This is a genomic window from Williamsia limnetica, assembly GCF_003217475.1.
GTDB classification, from domain to species: domain Bacteria; phylum Actinomycetota; class Actinomycetes; order Mycobacteriales; family Mycobacteriaceae; genus Williamsia; species Williamsia limnetica.
Genome location: NZ_QJSP01000018.1, coordinates 37,564 through 57,045, shown reverse-complemented (window position 1 = coordinate 57,045; position 19,482 = coordinate 37,564). Strand labels below are relative to the sequence as shown.

General features: G+C 63.8%; 20 protein-coding genes and 1 pseudogene. 9 read left to right on the top strand and 12 right to left on the bottom strand.

Features of this window, described 5'->3' with window-relative positions; all coding sequences use genetic code 11:
• Positions 1–400 precede the first annotated feature (400 nt).
• The 3 genes from DFR67_RS24575 to DFR67_RS24565 form a co-directional block, all read right to left on the bottom strand.
• Positions 401–829, bottom strand: a complete 429-nt coding sequence (locus DFR67_RS24575) for a hypothetical protein (RefSeq protein WP_110472115.1) — start codon at positions 827–829, stop codon at positions 401–403.
• A 233-nt stretch (positions 830–1,062) separates the two neighbouring features.
• On the bottom strand, positions 1,063–1,284 hold the full coding sequence (locus DFR67_RS24570) for an MbtH family protein (RefSeq protein WP_110472114.1): 222 nt from the start codon (positions 1,282–1,284) through the stop codon (positions 1,063–1,065).
• A gap of 107 nt (positions 1,285–1,391) precedes the next feature.
• Positions 1,392–1,676, bottom strand: a complete 285-nt coding sequence (locus tag DFR67_RS24565; RefSeq protein WP_146240530.1) for a hypothetical protein — start codon at positions 1,674–1,676, stop codon at positions 1,392–1,394.
• Positions 1,677–2,109: 433 nt separating this feature from the next.
• On the opposite strand from DFR67_RS24565, the gene DFR67_RS24560 reads away from it, so the two are divergent.
• The 5 genes from DFR67_RS24560 (at position 2,110) to DFR67_RS24540 (ending at position 6,780) form a co-directional block, all read left to right on the top strand.
• Positions 2,110–3,096: an ATP-binding cassette domain-containing protein gene (locus DFR67_RS24560; RefSeq protein ID WP_110472112.1), complete on the top strand. Its 987-nt coding sequence runs from the start codon at positions 2,110–2,112 to the stop codon at positions 3,094–3,096.
• Positions 3,093–3,908, top strand: coding sequence for an ABC transporter permease (locus tag DFR67_RS24555; protein ID WP_110472111.1), 816 nt, complete (start codon positions 3,093–3,095; stop codon positions 3,906–3,908). Before DFR67_RS24560 ends, DFR67_RS24555 begins: the two co-directional genes overlap by 4 nt.
• A gap of 428 nt (positions 3,909–4,336) precedes the next feature.
• Positions 4,337–5,203: an ABC transporter permease gene (locus tag DFR67_RS24550; RefSeq protein WP_425451335.1), complete on the top strand. Its 867-nt coding sequence runs from the start codon at positions 4,337–4,339 to the stop codon at positions 5,201–5,203.
• 159 nt (positions 5,204–5,362) lie between these two features.
• Positions 5,363–6,343, top strand: coding sequence for a wax ester/triacylglycerol synthase domain-containing protein (locus DFR67_RS24545; protein WP_110472110.1), 981 nt, complete (start codon positions 5,363–5,365; stop codon positions 6,341–6,343).
• Positions 6,292–6,780: a WS/DGAT domain-containing protein gene (locus DFR67_RS24540; RefSeq protein ID WP_110472109.1), complete on the top strand. Its 489-nt coding sequence runs from the start codon at positions 6,292–6,294 to the stop codon at positions 6,778–6,780. The genes DFR67_RS24545 and DFR67_RS24540 overlap by 52 nt, the downstream gene beginning before the upstream one ends.
• A 7-nt stretch (positions 6,781–6,787) precedes the next feature.
• Here DFR67_RS24540 and DFR67_RS24535 read toward each other — a convergent pair whose 3' ends face one another.
• The gene (locus tag DFR67_RS24535) at positions 6,788–7,660 is read right to left on the bottom strand and encodes a glycosyltransferase family 2 protein (protein WP_158540028.1); all 873 of its coding nucleotides are present in this window, start codon (positions 7,658–7,660) and stop codon (positions 6,788–6,790) included.
• Between the two features lie 84 nt (positions 7,661–7,744).
• Between DFR67_RS24535 and DFR67_RS24530 the strand changes: the two genes are divergently transcribed.
• The 3 genes from DFR67_RS24530 to DFR67_RS24520 all read left to right on the top strand — a co-directional run bounded on the left by DFR67_RS24530 (position 7,745) and on the right by DFR67_RS24520 (position 11,046).
• On the top strand, positions 7,745–8,638 hold the full coding sequence (locus DFR67_RS24530) for a glycosyltransferase family 2 protein (protein ID WP_158540027.1): 894 nt from the start codon (positions 7,745–7,747) through the stop codon (positions 8,636–8,638).
• 126 nt (positions 8,639–8,764) lie between these two features.
• A complete protein-coding gene (locus DFR67_RS24525) occupies positions 8,765–10,150 on the top strand; it encodes a wax ester/triacylglycerol synthase domain-containing protein (protein WP_110472107.1) in 1,386 nt (461 codons plus the stop codon).
• On the top strand, positions 10,150–11,046 hold the full coding sequence (locus DFR67_RS24520) for a glycosyltransferase family 2 protein (RefSeq protein ID WP_110472106.1): 897 nt from the start codon (positions 10,150–10,152) through the stop codon (positions 11,044–11,046). Before DFR67_RS24525 ends, DFR67_RS24520 begins: the two co-directional genes overlap by 1 nt.
• Before the next feature lie 24 nt (positions 11,047–11,070).
• Here DFR67_RS24520 and DFR67_RS24515 read toward each other — a convergent pair whose 3' ends face one another.
• The 6 genes and pseudogenes from DFR67_RS24515 to mftE all read right to left on the bottom strand — a co-directional run bounded on the left by DFR67_RS24515 (position 11,071) and on the right by mftE (position 15,914).
• Complete coding sequence (locus tag DFR67_RS24515) at positions 11,071–11,496, bottom strand: PPOX class F420-dependent oxidoreductase (protein WP_110472105.1); 426 nt, start codon at positions 11,494–11,496, stop codon at positions 11,071–11,073.
• A gap of 41 nt (positions 11,497–11,537) precedes the next feature.
• Positions 11,538–11,717, bottom strand: a complete 180-nt coding sequence (locus DFR67_RS30860; RefSeq protein ID WP_170135278.1) for a hypothetical protein — start codon at positions 11,715–11,717, stop codon at positions 11,538–11,540.
• A gap of 281 nt (positions 11,718–11,998) precedes the next feature.
• A pseudogene (locus DFR67_RS31620) lies at positions 11,999–12,337 on the bottom strand (glycosyltransferase family 2 protein); the annotation flags it as partial.
• 39 nt (positions 12,338–12,376) lie between these two features.
• Entirely contained in the window at positions 12,377–13,696 is a 1,320-nt protein-coding gene (gene mftG / locus DFR67_RS24505; protein ID WP_110472103.1) for a mycofactocin system GMC family oxidoreductase MftG, read from the bottom strand.
• Positions 13,693–15,192 (bottom strand): mycofactocin biosynthesis glycosyltransferase MftF, encoded by a 1,500-nt coding sequence (gene mftF / locus DFR67_RS24500; RefSeq protein WP_342766757.1) that lies wholly within the window; start codon positions 15,190–15,192, stop codon positions 13,693–13,695. Before mftF ends, mftG begins: the two co-directional genes overlap by 4 nt.
• Positions 15,189–15,914: a mycofactocin biosynthesis peptidyl-dipeptidase MftE gene (gene mftE, locus DFR67_RS24495; protein ID WP_110472102.1), complete on the bottom strand. Its 726-nt coding sequence runs from the start codon at positions 15,912–15,914 to the stop codon at positions 15,189–15,191. The genes mftF and mftE overlap by 4 nt, the downstream gene beginning before the upstream one ends.
• 247 nt (positions 15,915–16,161) lie before the next feature.
• Between mftE and DFR67_RS24490 the strand changes: the two genes are divergently transcribed.
• The gene (locus DFR67_RS24490) at positions 16,162–17,253 is read left to right on the top strand and encodes a CaiB/BaiF CoA transferase family protein (RefSeq protein WP_110472147.1); all 1,092 of its coding nucleotides are present in this window, start codon (positions 16,162–16,164) and stop codon (positions 17,251–17,253) included.
• An 80-nt stretch (positions 17,254–17,333) separates the two neighbouring features.
• Here the strand turns inward: DFR67_RS24490 and DFR67_RS24485 are convergent, their stop codons facing one another.
• Both DFR67_RS24485 and mftD read right to left on the bottom strand, forming a co-directional pair.
• Positions 17,334–18,137: a mycofactocin-coupled SDR family oxidoreductase gene (locus tag DFR67_RS24485; protein WP_110472101.1), complete on the bottom strand. Its 804-nt coding sequence runs from the start codon at positions 18,135–18,137 to the stop codon at positions 17,334–17,336.
• A gap of 132 nt (positions 18,138–18,269) precedes the next feature.
• The gene (mftD, locus tag DFR67_RS24480; protein WP_110472100.1) at positions 18,270–19,457 is read right to left on the bottom strand and encodes a pre-mycofactocin synthase MftD; all 1,188 of its coding nucleotides are present in this window, start codon (positions 19,455–19,457) and stop codon (positions 18,270–18,272) included.
• Positions 19,458–19,482 lie beyond the last annotated feature (25 nt).

Here is a 19,482-nt window from a genome sequence, read left to right as displayed (position 1 = left end):
AATCTCGCGCTCCAATCTCGAACGAACGCTCGCCTCGAATCACCACGTTTGCATGCGCGAGCAAATGTACCGACACAAGGTTTCATCGTTACATTCTGCCGTGCAACTTCTCATTGCAACAGTAACCACGCGAGCGGGTCGCGGTTAACTGACACGCTTTAAGACGCGTCTATTTGTGACCTATCGACCAGGCTGTCACACGCGTTACCGGAGCACAAAAGTAGACCTGCTTTATGCACCCTCGGAGGGGACTGAACTGCAGGAACAGTCGATCAGCAGCCATGACTACTGCAAATAACAGACCATAGGACAGCTCGACAGCCGGAACAAACAGGGGACTCGAAAACGGACAACACCGATGTCGACCGAACAGCCGATCCCGCGTTCTCTTCGGAAAGGCCTACGCGCTGGAGAGCCTGCTGGCGATGACCCGCAAATCCATCTCGCTGGTCCGGTTCGCACGCACGGGCTGCCGAGGCGGAGCCGTGGCCGAGTTGAGTTCACTGAGGTCGGCACCGACTCTGGCCAAGGCTGCGTCCACCACCGCCGCAACGACAGCGGAATCCGGTTCTGATCCGAGACTCGGGATGCCGGCAAAGATGGCAGCGACGACCGCCGAGCGGTCATCCATGTTCTGACTGCGGGTCACAGGCATCATCAGCTGTATCGCGGCGGCCAGTTCGCGGTAGTTCAACCCACGGCTCCGGTAACGCACGACAACGCGATCAGGCGTCACGCGCGTAAGGCGTGCCACCGCGTCGGGCAGTTCCGCCAGAGGGACGGCCGTATCCGCCGGGATCTCTTGAGCTCGAACCGTTGAAATCGCCATGTGCTCACCAACCTGTGCATCGACCTCGACCCCAATTGGGTCGTCGTGGCTATATTCACAGTACTCGAACGAGAAGGGAAGGGAGGATGGCTAACCTGTTACATGATTGGAGTGTGATCTATCACACACCCGCCTTTGAAAGAGCTTGTGACCTGCGCTGACAAGGCAGCACAGACCCTCCGCCGACCCCGATTCGAGATCAGACGGTTGTGATCTTGACGATCAATTGTAACCTACTGGGCCGAATCGGCTTCCATGGCGTCGATGAGGCTTTGCGGACGCAGGTCCGTCCAGTGCTCATTCACGTAGTCGAGGCACTCGGCTCGGGACGCTTCACCGAACACTTTGTTCCAGCCCGCAGGGATGTCGGCGAACGTCGGCCACAGGGAGTGCTGATTCTCATCATTGACCAACACAAAGAACCGGCCGTCTTCGTCATCGAATGGGTTGCTCATGGCGGACCCTCCTGTCGTGTCTTCGCTTCACGCAGCAGCCACGACGGCCTGCCAACCGACAGCTACCGGCCCCCGCCAGTCAGCGTGTGGGCCAAGGCAACCGCAGGTCAGACCTGTTGTGGTTCTGCGAGAACCATCATTGCTTGAATACGTATCGCAGTAAGCGTATCCGCGAGACCCTTCGGACCTGAAACCGCCAGTCCGGGAACCGCGGTCATCAGAGCGACAGTCAGGGCGGAGTCGTCGATGCCCGACTCGCTCGACATCGCGATCGCGGCGCTCTGAGCGCGCGCCTTGAGTTCGCCGAAGCTCACTGCGTAATTGTTGTCACGGTTGATCACCGCAGGCTTGTCACGGCCGGCGTCGGCCGCTGCGATCACCAGTTGCGTCAAGGTGCGGTCACCCCGAACCCGAAATCCTCGTTCGCCGGGTTGGGCCGACGGCCCCCTGCCATTACGGCGGAGCTGCAGTACCACAACGCCCTCCCATCTTGCCTCGTGCGCCGAATGCGACCTACGAAACACGTTCTCGTCGCTGGAGTAACCTGCATTTGCCCCAAGCCAGGTCACCAAACTATAGCTATTGCTCGACCGTTGAATACCAATTGGCCGACATTCCATTCACAGAGACGATATCGCCGTGTCGCGGCGTAGTGTTACGCCGTGATTTCTGCGCTAGGTTCACTGTAAATCGACAGGGGCGATCGCATCGCCATGCGACCATGACGATGACGGGACGGACATGCAAGCCAGGCGGGGCCGAGTTACGGGAACCAGCAGTGCGCGCGACGAGCCAGCGACCACAGACTTCGCCAGCGCCGGCCGGATGAGCGAGCGACACGGCAGGGGCCGTCCCGCGAACAGCGTCGTCGCCTCCGGCCTGGTCAAACGGTTCGGTGACTTCACCGCGGTCGACGGCATCAGCTTCGAGGTCCCGACCGGGACCGTGCTCGGACTCCTCGGGCCCAACGGAGCCGGCAAGACAACCACCGTCAACATGCTCGCCACGCTGCTGACCCCGGACGGCGGAAGCGCCCACATCGCCGGGTACGACGTGGTGAAGGACCGCGCGTCGGTGCGAAAGTCGATCATGTTGACCGGCCAGTTCGCGGCTCTGGACGAGTCGCTGACCGGCCGCGAGAACCTCATCCTCTTCGGTCGGCTGATGGGCCTGAAGAAGAGCGACGCGCTGGTGCGCGCCGATGAATTGCTCGAGGCCTTCAATCTGGTCGAGGCGGCATCGCGACGCGTCGGCAAGTTCTCGGGCGGTATGCGACGCAGGATCGACATCGCCTGCGGTCTGGTGGTGCGCCCCGAGGTGGTGTTCCTCGACGAGCCGACCACAGGACTGGATCCACGAAGTCGCCAAGACGTCTGGAACATCGTGACGTCACTGCGCGAGCAGGGCATCACGACCTTGCTCACCACGCAGTACCTGGAGGAGGCCGACCTCCTCAGCGACAACATCGTCGTCATCGACAAGGGCAAGGTCATCGCCGAGGGCACCGCCAGCGAACTCAAGGAACAGGTCAGCGGCACCTTCTGCGAGGTGGTCCCCAGCTACCCGGATGATCTGAAGAAGATCAAGGCCCTGCTGTCCGATCTGGTCCCCGCCGATCAGATCCGTATCGACCTCGCCCGCACCTCGCTGACGCTGCCGGCAGTCAGGGCCACCCAGACCCTGGTCGAGATCGTTCGACGCACCGACGCGGCGGGTATCGAGCTGACCGACGTCGGACTGCGGCGCCCTTCGCTGGACGACGTGTTCCTCAAATTGACCGAAGGCCCGCAGGCCGCGGAAGAGCGCCCATGACGACTCTGACCCCCGCGAGGGTCGTGTCCTCTGGCGACAACCATCCGACGGTCCGCCCTGTGCGGCAGTGGCTGGCGCTGACGACCCGATCGTTGATCGGGATGAAACGGCGCGGCGAGTTCTTCCTCTGCATCACGGCCCCGGTCTTGCTCACAGTCTGCTTCTACATCCCGCTGCGCACGATCATGGACGGCTACCCGGGCATGGACTACGCCCAATTCCTCATGCCGGTGATCTGCCTGCAGTCGGTTGGGTTCGTCGCGACGTCTGCCGCGATGCGCGCGGCGACCGACGGCAGTCTGGGTTTGACCAACCGACTTCGCAGTATGCCGGTCAGCATCATCGTTCCGTTGATGGCCCGATTGTGTGCCAACGTGGTCCTCCTCGTCATCTCGCTCACCTGGGCGATGATCTCCGGCCTCGTGATCGGGTGGCGTCCGGAGTCCGGCCTGCTGAACTTTCTCGGGTTCTTCGCGGTGTCGATGGTTGTCGGCGTCATCCTCGCGTTCGGGGCGGACACGATCGGCGCGATCACCAGAAACCCACAGGCGACGAGCCAGGCGCTTGCGCTTCCGCAGCTGATCCTCGGCATGCTGTCCACTGGTTTCGTTCCCGAAGAGCGATTCCCGGAATGGATCAGACCGTTCGCCCGCAATCAGCCGATCTCGCAGTTCACCGAGCTGATGCGAGGTTTCGACGGCGGCAACGTGACATGGGACATGGCATTGCCGTCAGTCTGTTGGGCCGCGGGAATCGCCGCAGCGGGCATCATCGGCGGCACGTGGGTGACCATCCGGAGCAGCAAGCGATGAGCGAATCGGATCTCGGGACGCCAGGCGGGCATTCGAGGCCAGAGCCCCGACTACCACGTCACCGTGGCGACGACGCCGCGCCGATCGACCACTGGTGGCGAACAAACGACTCTGTGCCGCGAACCCGCCGCCGTGCGGCACCCGATGACGAACCGACGACCCGCTTCGATTCTGCGGACTCCAGGCGGGAGATTCGCGGCATCGGGTCACGCCGCACCATGGTCGGGCCCTGGACGATGCTCTCCCCCGGTGCCGCGACCTCTGACTGGACCGCAGAACAGATCGCGGAACGGCAGGCCGAGAGCACCACCCGGGGCGGGCCCCGGCGCGATCGTCAGATCACCTCGATCACCGATCGCGAATCACTCGACTTCGAGTTGTCACCCGAGTTGCAGGCAGCTGAGACCGAGCGCCTCGACCTGGGGCAGATCGCGGCCAGGAGCGCTGCCGCGGACGCTGCCGAGAAGAGCGCTTCCGGTCTTGCCACACACCTGCCGGCTGCCCCCGACACCGACGAACGTGGTCTGCGCGCCTACCTCGGTCACACCAAGATCCTGACGGGACGACAGCTTCGCGTTGTCACCCGCGATCGCCTCACCTTGATGCAGAGCATGCTCTTCCCGTTGCTGAGCATGGTCATGTTCAAGGTGGTGCTCGGCGACGCGGTCGGTCAGGCAACCGGCCAGAACAGCGCTTTCGGTACCGTTCCGCTGGTGGTCCTGGTCGGCGCGATGTTCGGCTCTCTCGCCGTGGGCACGAGGTTGATCAGCGAGCGCCGCACCGGGCTTCTCACCCGCCTGTACGTCCTGCCGGTTCATCGTGCAGCCGATCTCACCTCTCGGATCAACATCGAGATGTTCCGGATCCTTGCCAGCACGCTGGTCCTGACCACGGCGGGCATGCTCATCGGGTGGCGTTTCAACCAGGGAGTGCTGCCCGCGATAGGCATATTCGCCGTCGCACTCCTCTACGGTGCCGCCTATTCCACCATCGTCCTCACGATGGCGGTTTCCGCATCCAACGCACCGCTCGTGCCGATCATGTCCCTGTGCACCAGTCTGCTGATGTTCTTCAATTCGGGTTTCTCTCCCATCGAGGCCTACCCGGAGATCCTCCAGCCCTTGGTACGCAACCAACCGATGACCTGCGCGATCGAGACGATGCGCGCATTGGCGACCGGCGGGCCGATCGCGGAGAACCTCACGAAGACCATCGCTTGGGCAGTGGCGATCATGCTGATCTTCATCTGGCCCGCCATGCGGGGTTATCGGCGGGCCGCCGCGTCGCGAACCTGACCGCAATTCGTGCGGCGCGAGGGGCCGTCCCTCTTGGGCATTTGTACGCCGACTCCCGATGACCCGGCTACGATCAGCGCAGAATCTGAGATCGCGAATCAATGTTCGCAGACTCGGAATGTCGCGGCACACACGTTGCCTCGCCTAGGGGTAGCAGCAATGAAGCAAGTCGCCGGCCGCGACGCGGTGTTCCTGTACATCGGCAAAGGCGGCGCGGCGTCGACGGTGTTGTCGTGCAATTTCGTGGAAAACCCCGGTGGCCTCCCACTCGGACTCTCCCCCGACGACATGGCCGAGTGGGCCCTCGCTCGGATCGAAGTGAACGATCTGTTCAAGAGCAAGCTCGTCCGCCTGCCCGGCGATTTCGGCCTGCCCTACTGGATGCACGACCCCGACTTCTCGATCACCGACCATGTGGAGATCCATCGCGCCGGCGACCGCGACTGGGCCGCGGTGCGGGCCACGTTGGCCGAGCTCGCCGACGCCTCACTCGACCTGACCCGGCCGCCGTGGATGATGCACGTCATCCCCGATGTGGAGAACGTCCCCGAACACGAGGGGCTCACCTCGATCATCGCATTCCACTTCCACCACGTCGCCTTCGACGGGATCACCTTGGGAACGATGTCCGCGACCATGTTCAGCGACGCCCCGATCACCGATCCCGGCACGTTTGTCGGCGAGGGCTCCCGATCGACGGCTTCACTGATGGCCCGCGAAGCGGTTCGGGTGCCGGCCACGGCCGGTCGGTTCATCGGCGCAGGCGTCCAGAACTATCGACGATCCCGGAAAGCCACACCGGCGGTGGCCGAACCCGCGAACAGTACCTGGCCGGTCACCAGATTCAACGGCACTTTTCGCGGCCCGCGCACGGCAGACCTCGTGTCGTTCCCGCGAGATCGCGTCGTAGACCTCAAGAGTCGCATCGCAGGGGTGACGGTCAACGATCTGATGTTGTCGGTGTCGGGGAGGCCGTTCATCAGTACCTACGCGCGCATGGCGAAACGCCACACTCGTCGTTGTCCTCCCTCGCGCCCGTCTCGACCAGATCGATACGCGCAGGCGACACCCTCAACCAGTTCACGTTCATGGTCATCGATCTGCATACCCGAGAACCCGATCTTCGCACTCGACTGCTGAACATCTCCCAGGAGACGACCGCAGCAAAGGCACGCGTAGCCGCGCAGTTCGAGGACGCCCCCGTAGGGATGGTCGCGGTCACGCCCGGCCCGATCCTCCGATATCTCGGCTACCTCAACCAACGGTCCAAGACGAAGATGACGACGCCCACCAATCCACCGTTCAACGTGGTCGTCTCGAATGTCCGGACACCCGATGTCGAGCGGAAGATCTTCGGCATACCTGTCGCCCGCAGCTTCGGGATCCAACCGATCGCAACCGGAACGACCCTCGCCCACGCCGTGGTGAACCGCCTCGACAAGATCAACATCTCGGTCACCGTCGACGGGTCCGTGATGCCCGACATCGGTGAATACTGCGAATGTCTCCGGGCCTCTTTTCGTGCACATGGAGCAGCGCTCGATGACGTCGACCTTCCAGCAGCGGTCGACCTCTGAGTAATTGTCAGGCGTGCGCCCGCACGCCCAGCCGATTTTTTCGCCACAGCGCCGACACCGAGAACGACGCGGTGGCCGGGTCGTAGAGCCGGAACGGCAGATACATGGCCGCGTACAACGGCAACGAGACCAGAAGCATCGTGAGTATCGCACCACGGCGCTCACGACTGAGGCCGTGGATCTCGTACGTCCGCTGGTCACACAGGCAGTATCGGATCTGCGAGATCGGCCCCGTACGGAAGCGTCGTCCGGAGATGGTCGCGTCAGCTCCGGGTATCAGCCCCAGCCGGGCGCCGGTCGACTTCAGACACAGGGCGATGTCGAGATCTTCGAAAACGTCGTGGCGCCGTGAGGTGCGGGTCCTGATCGCACGCCAGGCCGTCGCCGTGATGGCCATGTTGGATCCGAACAGCCGATTGTGTTCCCTCGGGGACTCGGGCTCGGCCTGCATGGCGGCTGTCACTTCGTCGTGGCTGCGCCGAAACCGCTCTTGGAACGGGGCGTCGTAGAACGAACACAGCCCCGTGCCACCGTCGAAATCGTCCCCGTGCGCGGCGAAGAAGGCGACCACGGCTGCCGCCCAACCGTCGCCGACTCGCGTGTCGGCATCGATGCGGGCGAGGATGTCACCGGTGGCGCTGTCGAATCCGGTGTCGCGCGCCGGAAACAGACCCTGTTCCTTCTCGACGATCACCGAGATCTTGGAATTGTCCGCCACGAACTCGTCCACGATCGACCGCGTGTCATCCGTGGAGTTGTTGTCGACGACGATGACCTCGTGAATCGCCTCGATCTCATCCGTCAACCTCAGCAGACAGCTCCGAATGACCTCGGCCTCGTTGTAAGCGGGAACAACGACCGACAGCTTGGCGGTGGGCATGCGGCGAAGATTACCGCACCCCACATGACGCACAACAGAATACGGTCGTGGGACACAGCCGCCTCGGTACGGGAAGATTGCTGGGTGCATCGCCACCCACCGACTCACGTTTCGGTCGTCATTCCGGTGAAGAACGGCCGTCGTCATCTCCATGCGCAATTGACCGCGCTGGCCTCGCAGGACTACCCGGGCAGCTGGGATGTGGTTGTCAGTGACAATGGGTCGACAGACGGTCTGATCGACTACATGCACGGACCCACGGTCCCGGCAGGACTCGACACCTCGTACGTCGACTCATCGGACGGCGTGGGCGTGGCGGGCGCGCGTAACCGCGGTGTCGCGACGGCTCGCGGTGATTTCATCGCCTATCTGGACAGTGATGACGTCGCCCGGCCCGGGTGGCTCAGCGCCATTGCCGCAGCCGCCGTCCGCGGCGATCTCGTGTCCGGTTCGATCGTGACCACGGTGATCAACACGCCGCGCGTTGCGCAGTGGCGGCCGGTTCCCTCACCCGACGCGGGCTGGCCGGTAGCAGGCTGGTTTCCCACAGCGATGGGCGCGAACTTCGGCGCGTGGCGCGACGTACACGACGCGATCGGTGGATTCGACGAGTCGATGACGTTGGCGGCGGAGGACGTCGACTACGTGTGGCGAGCACAATCGGCCGGCTTCACGATGGTCCACAGCGCAGATGCTGTCGTCGACTACCGACTTCGCGACAACTACCGCGACTTCTGGGATCAGGCGTATCGCTACGGCCGCGGGATCGTGCTCCTCCACAAGCGCTTTCGTCGAGACGGGTTCTCGTACTACAACAAGCCGCTCGTCTTTCCACTGGTCGTGGCGTCGCTTGCGGTTCGCAATCCTCTGTTGCCCTACGCGATCACCCGCATGACCACCGGCCGCTGGATCTTCCACGTCGCCCACGAGGTCGGAAAGGTCCACGGCAGCATTGTCGAACGAACTCTCTGCATCTGACGCGATCGAAATCCGATCGCCGCCCGATACCCGGCTCAATTGCGTTCTTTTGCATCCCGTAGTACTTAGAATCTCCTCCTAGGCGCACACGGGGCAAAGAATGGCGCGGAACCAAGGAATTGCCGAATGAGACAAGTCAGAGCCCGCGACGCCGTGTACCTGTACGCCGGCGACAATCAGTCGTTCTCGACCGCGCTCAGTTGCACGACGATCGCAGGTGCCGACGGTGGGCCACTGCATCTCGCCCACGACGAGGTCGTCGAATGGGCACGTCAACGCGTCGCGATATCGGACCAGTTCCGGAGCAAGATGGTGCAGCTACCGCTGAACGTGGGCCTGCCGTACTGGGTGCCGGATCCCGACTTCTCGGTGTCGGATCATATCGTGATCCATGACGGCGACATCGATTGGGCCGGCGCCAAAGAAGTGATGACCACGGCCGTCGAGCAGCCGTTCGATCTTTCCAAACCACCGTGGACGCTGCATGTGATCCCGAATGTCACTGGACTGCCCGGCGAAGACCGAGTCGTCACCATTGTGGGATTCCGATTTCATCACGTGGCGTTCGACGGGCTCACCCTGGTGAAACTGCTGAGCAAGATGTTCTCCGACGATCCTGTGGCGCCCATCGAGTTCGTGGGCTCCGACACCGCGTCTCGAACCTCGCTGACGATGCGGGAGATTCGCCGGATGCCCGCGCAGTGGTTTCGTGTCTCCAGAGCGCTTCTCCAGGAAATCCGGCGGAACCGGCGCCGCGAGCCACAGCCTCCGGCCCGCGTCTTCCCGGCCACCCGCTTCAACAGGCCGCTCGCCGGCCGGCGGAACATCGACTTCGTCGAGTTCGAGCGCAGCGATGTGGCCGAGTTGCAGTCACGGATCCCCGGACTCACCGTCAACGATGTCCTTCTGTCGGTCATCGGCGAAGCCCTCAAGCGCCACCTCGCGCAGTCCGGAGAGATTCCGGACGGATCCATCGCAGCACTGTCTCCCATCTCAACTCGAAAGATGTACGACGACTCGTCGTCCAATCAGTTCTCGCTCATCGTGGTGGACCTGCACATCGACCAACCCGATCTCGGCGCGCGACTCGGCGAGATCTCGGCCGAGAGCAAGGCCGAGAAGGAGCGGGTCGCGGAGTGGTCGAAATCCGAGTCCAAACATTTGATGAATCTTGTGCCGGCCCCGGCGCTGCGGCGAATCATGCGCGTCAACTACCGGTCCATGAGCGCGATCAAGCCGGAGGTCCCGTTCAACATCGTCGTGTCGAATGTCCACACCGAGCAAGAGACAGCGAGCACCATCATGGGTATGAGCGTCAGGCAGGCATGGGCTCTTGCGCCCCTCGGCGCGGGTGCGACGCTCGCTCACACCGTTGCCGACTATCGCGGCAAACTCGTCGTCGCGGTGACGGTCGATTCCGATGTCATGCCGGACCTGGCGCCATACCGTGTCCACCTCCTCGAGTCCATGGCAACGCATCTGGCTCACACGTCTGAAGAATCTGCGGGCTGATGGCTGACCGGCGTCCGCCCGAACACGTCACCGTCGTCATTCCGGTTCGCAACGGATTGACGTACCTCCGCGAGCAGTTGAAAGCACTGGCTGCGCAGGATTACTCCGGTGACTGGGATGTGATCGTCAGCGACAACGGGTCTTCCGACGGCCTCGCGGAGTACCTTCGGAGCGCCGAAGTGCCCGGCGGTCTCGACGTCAACCACGTCGACAGCTCGGCAAAAGCCGGAGCCACCTACGCCCGGAATGTCGGCGTGCAGGCGGCACGCGGAGACTTTCTCGCCTTCACAGACAGCGATGACCTGGTTCGAACCGACTGGCTTCGGGAGCTCGTCGACACGGCAACGACAGCCGATCTCGTCACCGGAACAGTCGACGTATCGGTCATCAACGACCCCGAGGTCGTCGAGTGGAGGCCGATGCCTGCGGCCGACGCGGGCTGGGCGGTCCGAGATTGGTATCCCGCCGCGATCGGCACGAGCATGGGCGTGTGGCGCGACGTTCATGATGCGATCGGCGGTTTCGACGAGACGTACACCCACGGCGGCGACGACAACGACTACGCCTGGCGATGCCAGATCGCCGGGTACTCACTGGTGCACAGTCCGGCTGCAGTCGTCGACTATCGTCTGCGAGACAACTACCGCGATCTGTGGAAGCAGACCTACAGCTATGGCCGTGCCGCCGTGACGAATTACGCCACCTACCGACCTCACGGACTCAGTGGCTACAACCATCCATGGCTGCTGCCCTTCATGATTCTCACCCTGGCAGTGCGCAATCCGCTCCTACCGCGGTCGATCACGCGGCTCAGCACCGGTCGCTGGATCTTCTACACCGCTCACGAAGCAGGAAAGATGCGCGAGAGCATCGCTCGGCGAATCATGTGCGTCTGACCAGGCTAGGGCGCGACGCCCGCGTCAGGCCGTCGCGTCCAAGGATGCAATGACTTTTGTGGGTTTGATCCAGATCACCAGCTCCCCCGGCACACCGTTCCGATCACCGAACTCCTCGGCGCGATCGGAACCCATGTACCGGCCTCCGCACGCAGTCGCGATGCGGTGCACCTCCGCAAGGTCATCACTGACCTCCGCGATGCCCTGCACCTGCACGAACGCGAACGGCGGCTCTTGCAGGTCGACGCACAACACAAGTCTGCCGTCACGCGCGATTGCTTTGCCTTTGGCCGTGTCGGCACCGGTGTTGAAGGCCAGACGATCGCCGTCGACGACAAACCAGACGGGGGCCACCAGCGGCCGGCCGTCGGAGGCCGTGTATCCGAGATGTCCGGTCCGCGTACCGGTCTCGAGGAATTCCCGAACTGATGGATCTGTCAGTGATGTCATACGACCAGCCTAACCCTGCGATACGCAGACGCCCACCGCCTTCATCGATGCGCGCGCGGTGTCGGCCGGTTCTGCGCCGGCTGCCGCAACATTCGCAGCGAGAACGACTCGGTCGACGGATCGTATGCCCGAAACGGTATCCAGTGCAGGAGATAGAACGGCATGGCAACCACCAGCATCTGGATGATCGCCTTGCGGCGGCGATCGGGAAACCCGTGCACTTTGTACGTTCGCTGATCCCGCTGGCAGTAACGGAAATACGGCCCGACGGCGGTGAGGAATCGACGGCCGGAAATCGTGCGTCACAGCTCATCGGACGCGCAGCCTCCCACGCCGCTTTGGTGATGACCATGTTCGACCCGAAGAGGCGCTGCATGTCCGCACCTTCTCCACTCGCCAACTTTGCTGTGGCCTGCTCGGTCAATTCACGCTGTGACCTGCGAAATCGCTCTTGAAACGGCAAATCATAGGCGGTACACATGCCCATGCCCGCTTCGTAGATGTCCCCATGAGCTTCGAAGAAGTCGAGAATCGCCTGCGCCCAGGTCGGGTTCACTCGGGTGTCCGCGTCGATACGGGCCACCAGCTCCCCTCGTGCGCTGTCGAAACCCACGGTGCGAGCAAACATGACCCCCTGCTGTTTCGCCTCGACACGCCTGAACTTTTCGCTGATCTGCGTGAACTCATCGACCACCGACGCCGTGTCATCGGTCGAATTGTTGTCGACCACGACGACCTCATCGATCATCGCGATCTGGGTCAGAAGGCTGTTCAGACAACCTCGGAGGGCTTCGGATTCGTTGTAAGCGGGAACGACGACGGAAAGTCGGCAAGTGGTCACCTGTTCAAACTAACGACACCGACAGGTAAAAGCACCTTTTCATGCGACCGTGTTCGCGATGTGCCACGCCATCATCATCACCGTCGCGTGCGGCCCGCTCGAACCGGCGGTCGGCAAGATGGAGGCATCCACGATCCGTAGACCCCGGACCTCGTCGACGGCGCCGAGCCAATCGGTGCGCTCGCCCATGGGCATGGTCCCCCAGGCATGCTGGGAAGTCCGGATCACCGGCTCGACCCACGGGGACCCCGGCTGCACGAGTCCTTCGAAATCGGCTCCACCGAGCATGGAAACGACCCGCTCGGCGCATCGCCGAATCTTCTCGGAATCGCCGCCGGACACCTCGCCGAGGTCGATACGCAGTCTCGCCACCGGACCCCAGGACACCGACCCCGGGAGCTCCGGATGCATGAGCGCGACCCCGAACGCCGGCGACGAGTGCGGCAACCCATCGATGAACTCTGCGAAATCGTCGTTATAACAACGAATTTCCAACCCATCGCGCGTGTGCAGCACGGCCTGGAGCAGCGCCCTCGCATGACCGGGTAGGCCGCCCGCCGGGGTGAACCTCACCAATTGCTCGCGGTGTTCCCAGACCGCGGCGTCCTCGATCTCCACCACGCCTGATCGCGCCAGCAGCTCAGCGGTCCCCAGAGTCCCTGCGCACAGGATCACCTCGTCGGCCGAAAGCACCTGCTCTCCCACCACCACGCCACTCACGCGGCCGCCCGAGTGCCGGAGCCCAACGACCTGGGAGTGGCTCAGCAGGCGCAGGTTGGGCCTGCGCAGTGCCTCCTGCAACAGGACTGCGGTGGAATGCCGGTGCCATCCGTCGCGATTGGACCGGACCCTGACCACCCCCACCGCGGGCCACGGTGGCGAGGCAACACCGAAACCTTCATCCTTCCAGTGCCTTTCGAAGGCGCATGCGTACGGGTGCAGCTCATCATCAGCGAACTCCGAAACGTTCATGACCCCGCCGCCGCCGACGCCACCGTCGACGTGGTCGTAGGCCGATCCGATGGCCGCCATCGGCCACACGTCGGGCGACCAACCTTCGAAATCGTTCGGATGCCAGCGCAGGAAGTACCCGCCGTTGACGGCTGACGACCCACCCAGCCCCTTCCCGCGGGGCAGATCGAATCCCTGCCGGGTCGGGTAGTGCACCACCCGGTCCGAACCGGCCCCGATGGGTAGGTGATCGAGTCGCAACGACGCGGACGCAGGAGCATCGCCACCGGCCTCGAGCAGGATCACCTGACGTGCCGGGTCGCGCGAGAGGCGCTCGGCAACAACACATCCACTACTCCCGGCGCCGACCACGATGACGTCGGCCCGGGAGTCTGCGGCAGCGGTCACCCGACTCCGCTGCGGGTGGCGGAGGGCCGCGACTCGGTGGTCACACTGTTGCTGATCCGGGGGTAGAGGGCATCGGCACTGCGCCCGGCAAGCGCCCCCTGCCAGAGCCCGGTTCCGTATGCCAGGTCGTCGAGTCGCTTGAGCGCGATGAAGCGCCACCATCCGACCCTGGCACCCGGTTCGGGGTTCAGCAGTTCCAGGCGGACCCATTCATATGCCGCTTCGCCGACGGCCACCGCCAACAGGAGGTTTCGAAAGCGCTTGGACACCAGGGCAAGCAGGAACGAGAGCGGCCAATAGTGCCGGCACAGGGCCGAGGCCGATTGCAGTAATCCGAAGCCCACGGACTGAGCCGTCAGCTTCGCCGCCATGCGTGCGGCATCCGGCATCGGCGAGACACGTCTGTGGAGTCGCCCTCCGATCACCCCGAAGACCACCAGCGCAGCCAAGACACCCCACGCAGTCCCGGTCACCAGGGCTGCCATGGCCGCTGCCATCGGGACGGTCAGGGCCAACGGCGCTCCGAGACCGGGATGCCGACCGGACAGCAATGCGGCACCGGTACCGTAGTAACGCTTGCGATCGAGGCTCTTCGACAACCGGCTGCGGTGGTCGTGGGCCACGGTCGCGATCGGGTCGTACCGCAGGGACCAACCGTTCTCGTGCAGTCGCCAGCACAGGTCGACGTCCTCCGCGACCTCCATGGTCTCGTCGAAACCCTCGAAACAACTGCGGCGCACCACCATTGCGGCACTGGGTACGTACGGTATGCGCGAGCGTGGGGCGATGGGGCCTTCGCGACGACCCATGTCGAGGGAGGAACACAGTGCCTCGTACCGTGAGGTGGCGCCACCACCCGGTTCGAGAGCCACGATGCGCGGCGCCACGAGAGCGACCTTTGGGTCGGAGAAGTGCCCCACCAGCTTGGTCAGCCAGTCGTGCTCGGGGACGACGTCGGAATCAAGGAATGCCAGCAGTTCGGTCTCCGCCAGAGCCGCACCGCGGTTTCGAGCAGCGGCCGGGCCTTCGCTGCGCTCCGTTCGCAGAACCGTCGCCCCGGGAGCCCGCACGGGCGCAGTGGAGCCATCGTCGACGATGACGACTCGGTGCCCGGTCAGCCTGGGGAGCAGTCTGTCGATCCCGGATTGATTGTTGCGCACGGGTACCACGACGGTGATGTCGGTTTCGGACGGACCGAACATCGGCCGCGGGTGCCCCACTCCGGCGTCGAGCAATTTGCGGGCGAGCTGTGAGGTGAGTCGATTGCTGACCATCAGCCTGCCGTCTGCGTCGAGCAGTCCCCCGGCGACCTCCGAGAGGTTCAGCAGCCGCAGCGGGGAGCCGCCCACGATATGGCGACGATCGTCCGAGACCGTGCAGTGCGGATCGATCTGCACCTGGAAGCCGGTCGGGGGCAGCGCCGCCCCTGGGCCTGCGGATACCGCCTGCTCGGTCGCCGCTGTGGCGTCGCTGCGATTGCCTTGATCAGAGATCACCGCAACATCCCCAACGCGTCTGGTCGCCAACCTTCGAGAACCTCGGACAGTCGCGCGACCATCTCGTTCAGCATTCGCCTACCGTCGGGAGCCGACGCCTGCGTCGGATCACCGAGGACACCGTTGCCACTCACTGCTGCCACACCCCCTGAACGCATCGCTGTCATCAGCTCTGACACCGGCGCCACGTTGCCTCGTACCATGGCTTCCTGCCGCACCACCTCAGGTGAAAGGTGCAGCAGCAAGGATGTTTCGGTGAAACCCGCGTGCGCATCTCCACCAGGCGCGCCACAGCCGTACCAGGCGACGTCTCGGCCTTCGTACCGCAGTTGTTTCACTGCGGCCGACAGCACCGATCCGTTGCCGCCATGTCCGTTCACGAACACCACGCGCTCGGCCCAACGGCACGCACTGCGACCGTACTCCACCAATACTGTTTGCAACACGTCCCGGCCGATCGAGATGGTGCCGGGGAAGCCTTCGTGCTCTCCCGCCGCGCCATAGTTCAGCGCCGGGGCGACGAGTAGCTCTCCTCCTGGCCGGTCCGAGCCGGCATCGACCTCGGCTACGGCTTCGGACACTGCCGTGGCGATCCGCACGTCGGTGTCGAGTGGCAGATGAGGGCCGTGCTGCTCAATCGAGCCCAGGGGGACGAGCAGGGTGACGCGGCGACCGTCCAATTCGGTCCAGCTCTCGAAACCGAGTCCGCCAGACGATGTCATTCGGACAATGCTAGCCCGTCTGGGTCGCGGTCTGAAGGGGTTCGCCGGTGCAGAGTGCGAAGCTCGACCCGATCACGGAGACGAAGCGGAGCGGAGCTCGACCCGAGCACCGAGACGGAGCGGAGCGGAGCTCGACCCGATCAATCGCTCGGTACCTGGTTTACTGGGGACCGACTGTACCGGGTTGGCATCACAGCGCGCGTGCGCAGCAATGGTGATCCACCACTCGACGATGAGGGGCGAGGGCATGACAAAGAGCGGACCGCTGAGCGGGACAAGGGTAATCGAGTTCGCGGGCATCGGGCCCGGGCCGCACGCGGCGATGATGCTGGGCGATCTGGGTGCCGAGGTGGTGCGGGTGGAGCGCCCCGGCAAGCTGCCGCAGGACGGTCAGGTGGCCGACCAGCTGCTGCGTAACCGCACGATCGTGGAGGCGAACCTCAAGGATCCCGTCGACAAGGAGGCGATCATGAACCTGATCGCCAAGGCCGACGTCGTGATCGAGGGATTCCGGCCCGGCGTCACCGAGCGACTCGGTTTCGGCCCGGAGGACGTGGCCGCCGTCAACCCGCGCATCGTGTACGGCCGCATGACCGGCTGGGGCCAAGACGGACCGCTCTCGCAGGTAGCGGGCCACGACATCAACTACATCTCTCTCACGGGCCTGCTGCACGCAGTCGGCCGCAAGGACGAGGTCCCGACCCCTCCGCTGAATCTGTTCGGCGACTTCGGCGGTGGATCGATGTTCCTGGTGCAGGGCATCCTGGCCGCCCTGCTCGAACGCGAGAAGTCCGGTAAGGGTCAAACCGTCGATGCCGCAATGGTTGACGGTGCCTCAGTGCTCGGCCAGATGATGTGGGCGTTCCGCGGAACCGGCCTGTGGGGCAACGAACGCGGTTCCAACCTCCTGGACACCGGCGCGCCTTTCTATGACGTGTACGAGACGTCGGACGGCAAGTATTTCGCCGTCGGGGCGATCGAGCCGCAGTTCTACGCGTTGCTGCTCGACGGCATGGGGCTGGCAGATGACGAGACACTTCCACATCAACTCGACCAGTCGCAGTGGCCTGCGATGAAGGTCCGGTTCGCGGAGGTCTTCAAGTCCAAGACCCGCGACGAATGGACCGCGATCTTCGAGGGCACCGACGCCTGTGCGTCGCCGGTGCTCAACTGGGAGGAAGCACCTCAGAACAAACATCTCGCCAGCCGTGGGTCGCTGGTCGAGATCGACGGTGTCATGCAAGCCTCTGTGGCGCCGCGTTTTTCGCGCACGGTGCCCGATGTTCCCGCGGCCCCGGCACGGGCTGCGACAGACCCGGCCACCCTCTGGCTCGACTGATCGGAACAGATGCACACCGTCCGGTCATAGGCACACGTTGCAGCGTGTGCTTGTGACCGGACGGTGTGTTTTTGTGCGACCTAGATTTTCGTGGCGCCCATGTCGACCTCGATCGACGACGCGGTGATGAACCGGGCCTTCTTCGAGCACAGGTACATCACTGCGTCGCTGATGTCCGCGGACTTGGCCATCCCCGGCAGGATGGGCAGGAAATGCGGTTGAAACTCGGGCATCTCGAAGACCGCGAATGCATCGGTGTCCTCGATGCACATGGGGGTGTCGACTCCGTACGGGTGCACGGTGTTGACCCGGATGCGATGCTTTCCCAGTTCTTTTGCCGTGGTGTGCGACAGGCCGACAAGTGCGTGCTTTGACGCCGAGTACGCGGCCTGCATGGGCATCGACTTGATGCCGGCCACCGACGAGATGATGACGATCGACCCCCCGTTGTCCGCGTCGATCATCGCGGGAATGGTTGCCTTGAGGGTCTTCCAGGTGCCGTTCACATTGACGTCGATGACATCCATGAACTGGCTTTCGGTCAGTTCGTGCACCGCGCCCCAGGTGAGCACACCGGCGTTCGCGATCACGTAGTCGAGGCGGCCGAACTGCGCCACCCCGTCGGCAACCAGCTGCTGTTGCGCGGCGAGGTCGCGGGTATCAGCTTGGATGGCAAGGATGTTGCCGCCGGCTGCTTTCACCAGCCGGATCGTCTCTTCGAGATCCTCAGGTGTGGCCGCCGGATATCCGATCGCCGTCACCTCACGGCAGACATCGAGACCGATGACCGAGGCGCCCTCTTCGGCGAACTTGATCGCGTGACTGCGACCCTGCCCGCGGGCGATACCCGTGATGTAGACGACCTTGCCGTCGAAATCTCCCATACCAGAACTGTAACGTGTTCTAGTGCCGTTCGGCCACTGTTTCTCCAGACGCAGAACCACCCGCTCCGGTCACACCCTGGATCTCCAGAACCAATGGATGTGACCGAAACGGGTGGTGCTTATCGGCGAGGCCTACGCGGTGGTCTCGCCGAAACGCTTTTCGAAGCCCTCGGGAATGATGATGTCATCACGGGTGAGTTCGTGAATGCTCTTGCGACCCAGGCCCATCAGCGCGGAGTCGATGCCGCCGCGCAGGATGTCGAGGACGTTCTCGACGCCGGCCTGTCCGTTGGCACCGAGGCCCCAGAGGTAGGCGCGGCCGATCATGACGGCGTCGGCACCGAGCGCGAGAGCCTTGACGACGTCGCTGCCGCGGCGGATGCCGCCGTCGAGCAGCACCTCGATGTCCTTGCCGACAGCGTCGGCGATCGGTCCGAGCATGCGGATGGTGGCGGGGGTTCCGTCGAGGTTGTTGCCTCCGTGATTGGACACCGAGATCGCACTGGCGCCGATGTCGACGGCGCGCTTCGCGTCGTCGAGGCGGGTGATGCCTTTGACCATGAAGGGTCCGCCCCACTGCTCACGCAGCCAGGCCAAATCTTCCCAGGACGGCGGTGCGGTCTGCATCCACTGCCCGTAGGCACCGAAGAACGTCGGTCCGGTCTCGCCCTTGTCGACCACGTTGGGTGCGGTGAGGTCGGGGATGGTGAAGTTGCCCTTGTTGAACCAGTCCCACGCATAGCGCGGGCGGGCGGCGAGTTCGGGAGCCAGCTTCAGCAGTGCCTTGAAGTCCACCTTTTCGGGGATCTCCGGACTGCCCCAGTCGCGACCCATGGAGAACGACCAGTCGGTGGTGACGATCAGGCCTTTGGCGCCGGCTTCGCGGGCCCGTTCGGCCCGCTTGAGGATGTCCTCGCGTGAGTTGAGCCAGTAGGCCTGGAAGAAGATCTTGTCGTTGACCGCGGTGACCTCTTCGATGGGCTTGCTGGCGAAGCTCGACAGTCCCATTGCCGTACCCCGCGCGGCTGCGGCGCGGGCGACCGCGACCTCACCATCTTTGTCCACGGCCTGAACGCCGGTCGGCGAGATCATCACCGGCAGTGAGATCTCTTGTCCCATCACCGTTGTCGACAACTCGCGGTCAGCTTGTGCGCCGACCACGTGCGGAGCGAACCCCAGTTCGGAGAATGCCTCGACGTTGTCGCTGAGCGTGATGCCTTTTTCACTGCCCGCGACCAATGAGGAGTACACAGACTTGGGGAGGCGCTTTTTCGCCCGCCGCTGCGCTTCTAGAACAGTCTCGAACCAGGGGTTCGCCATCGCAATATTCCTTTGCTCACCCGGC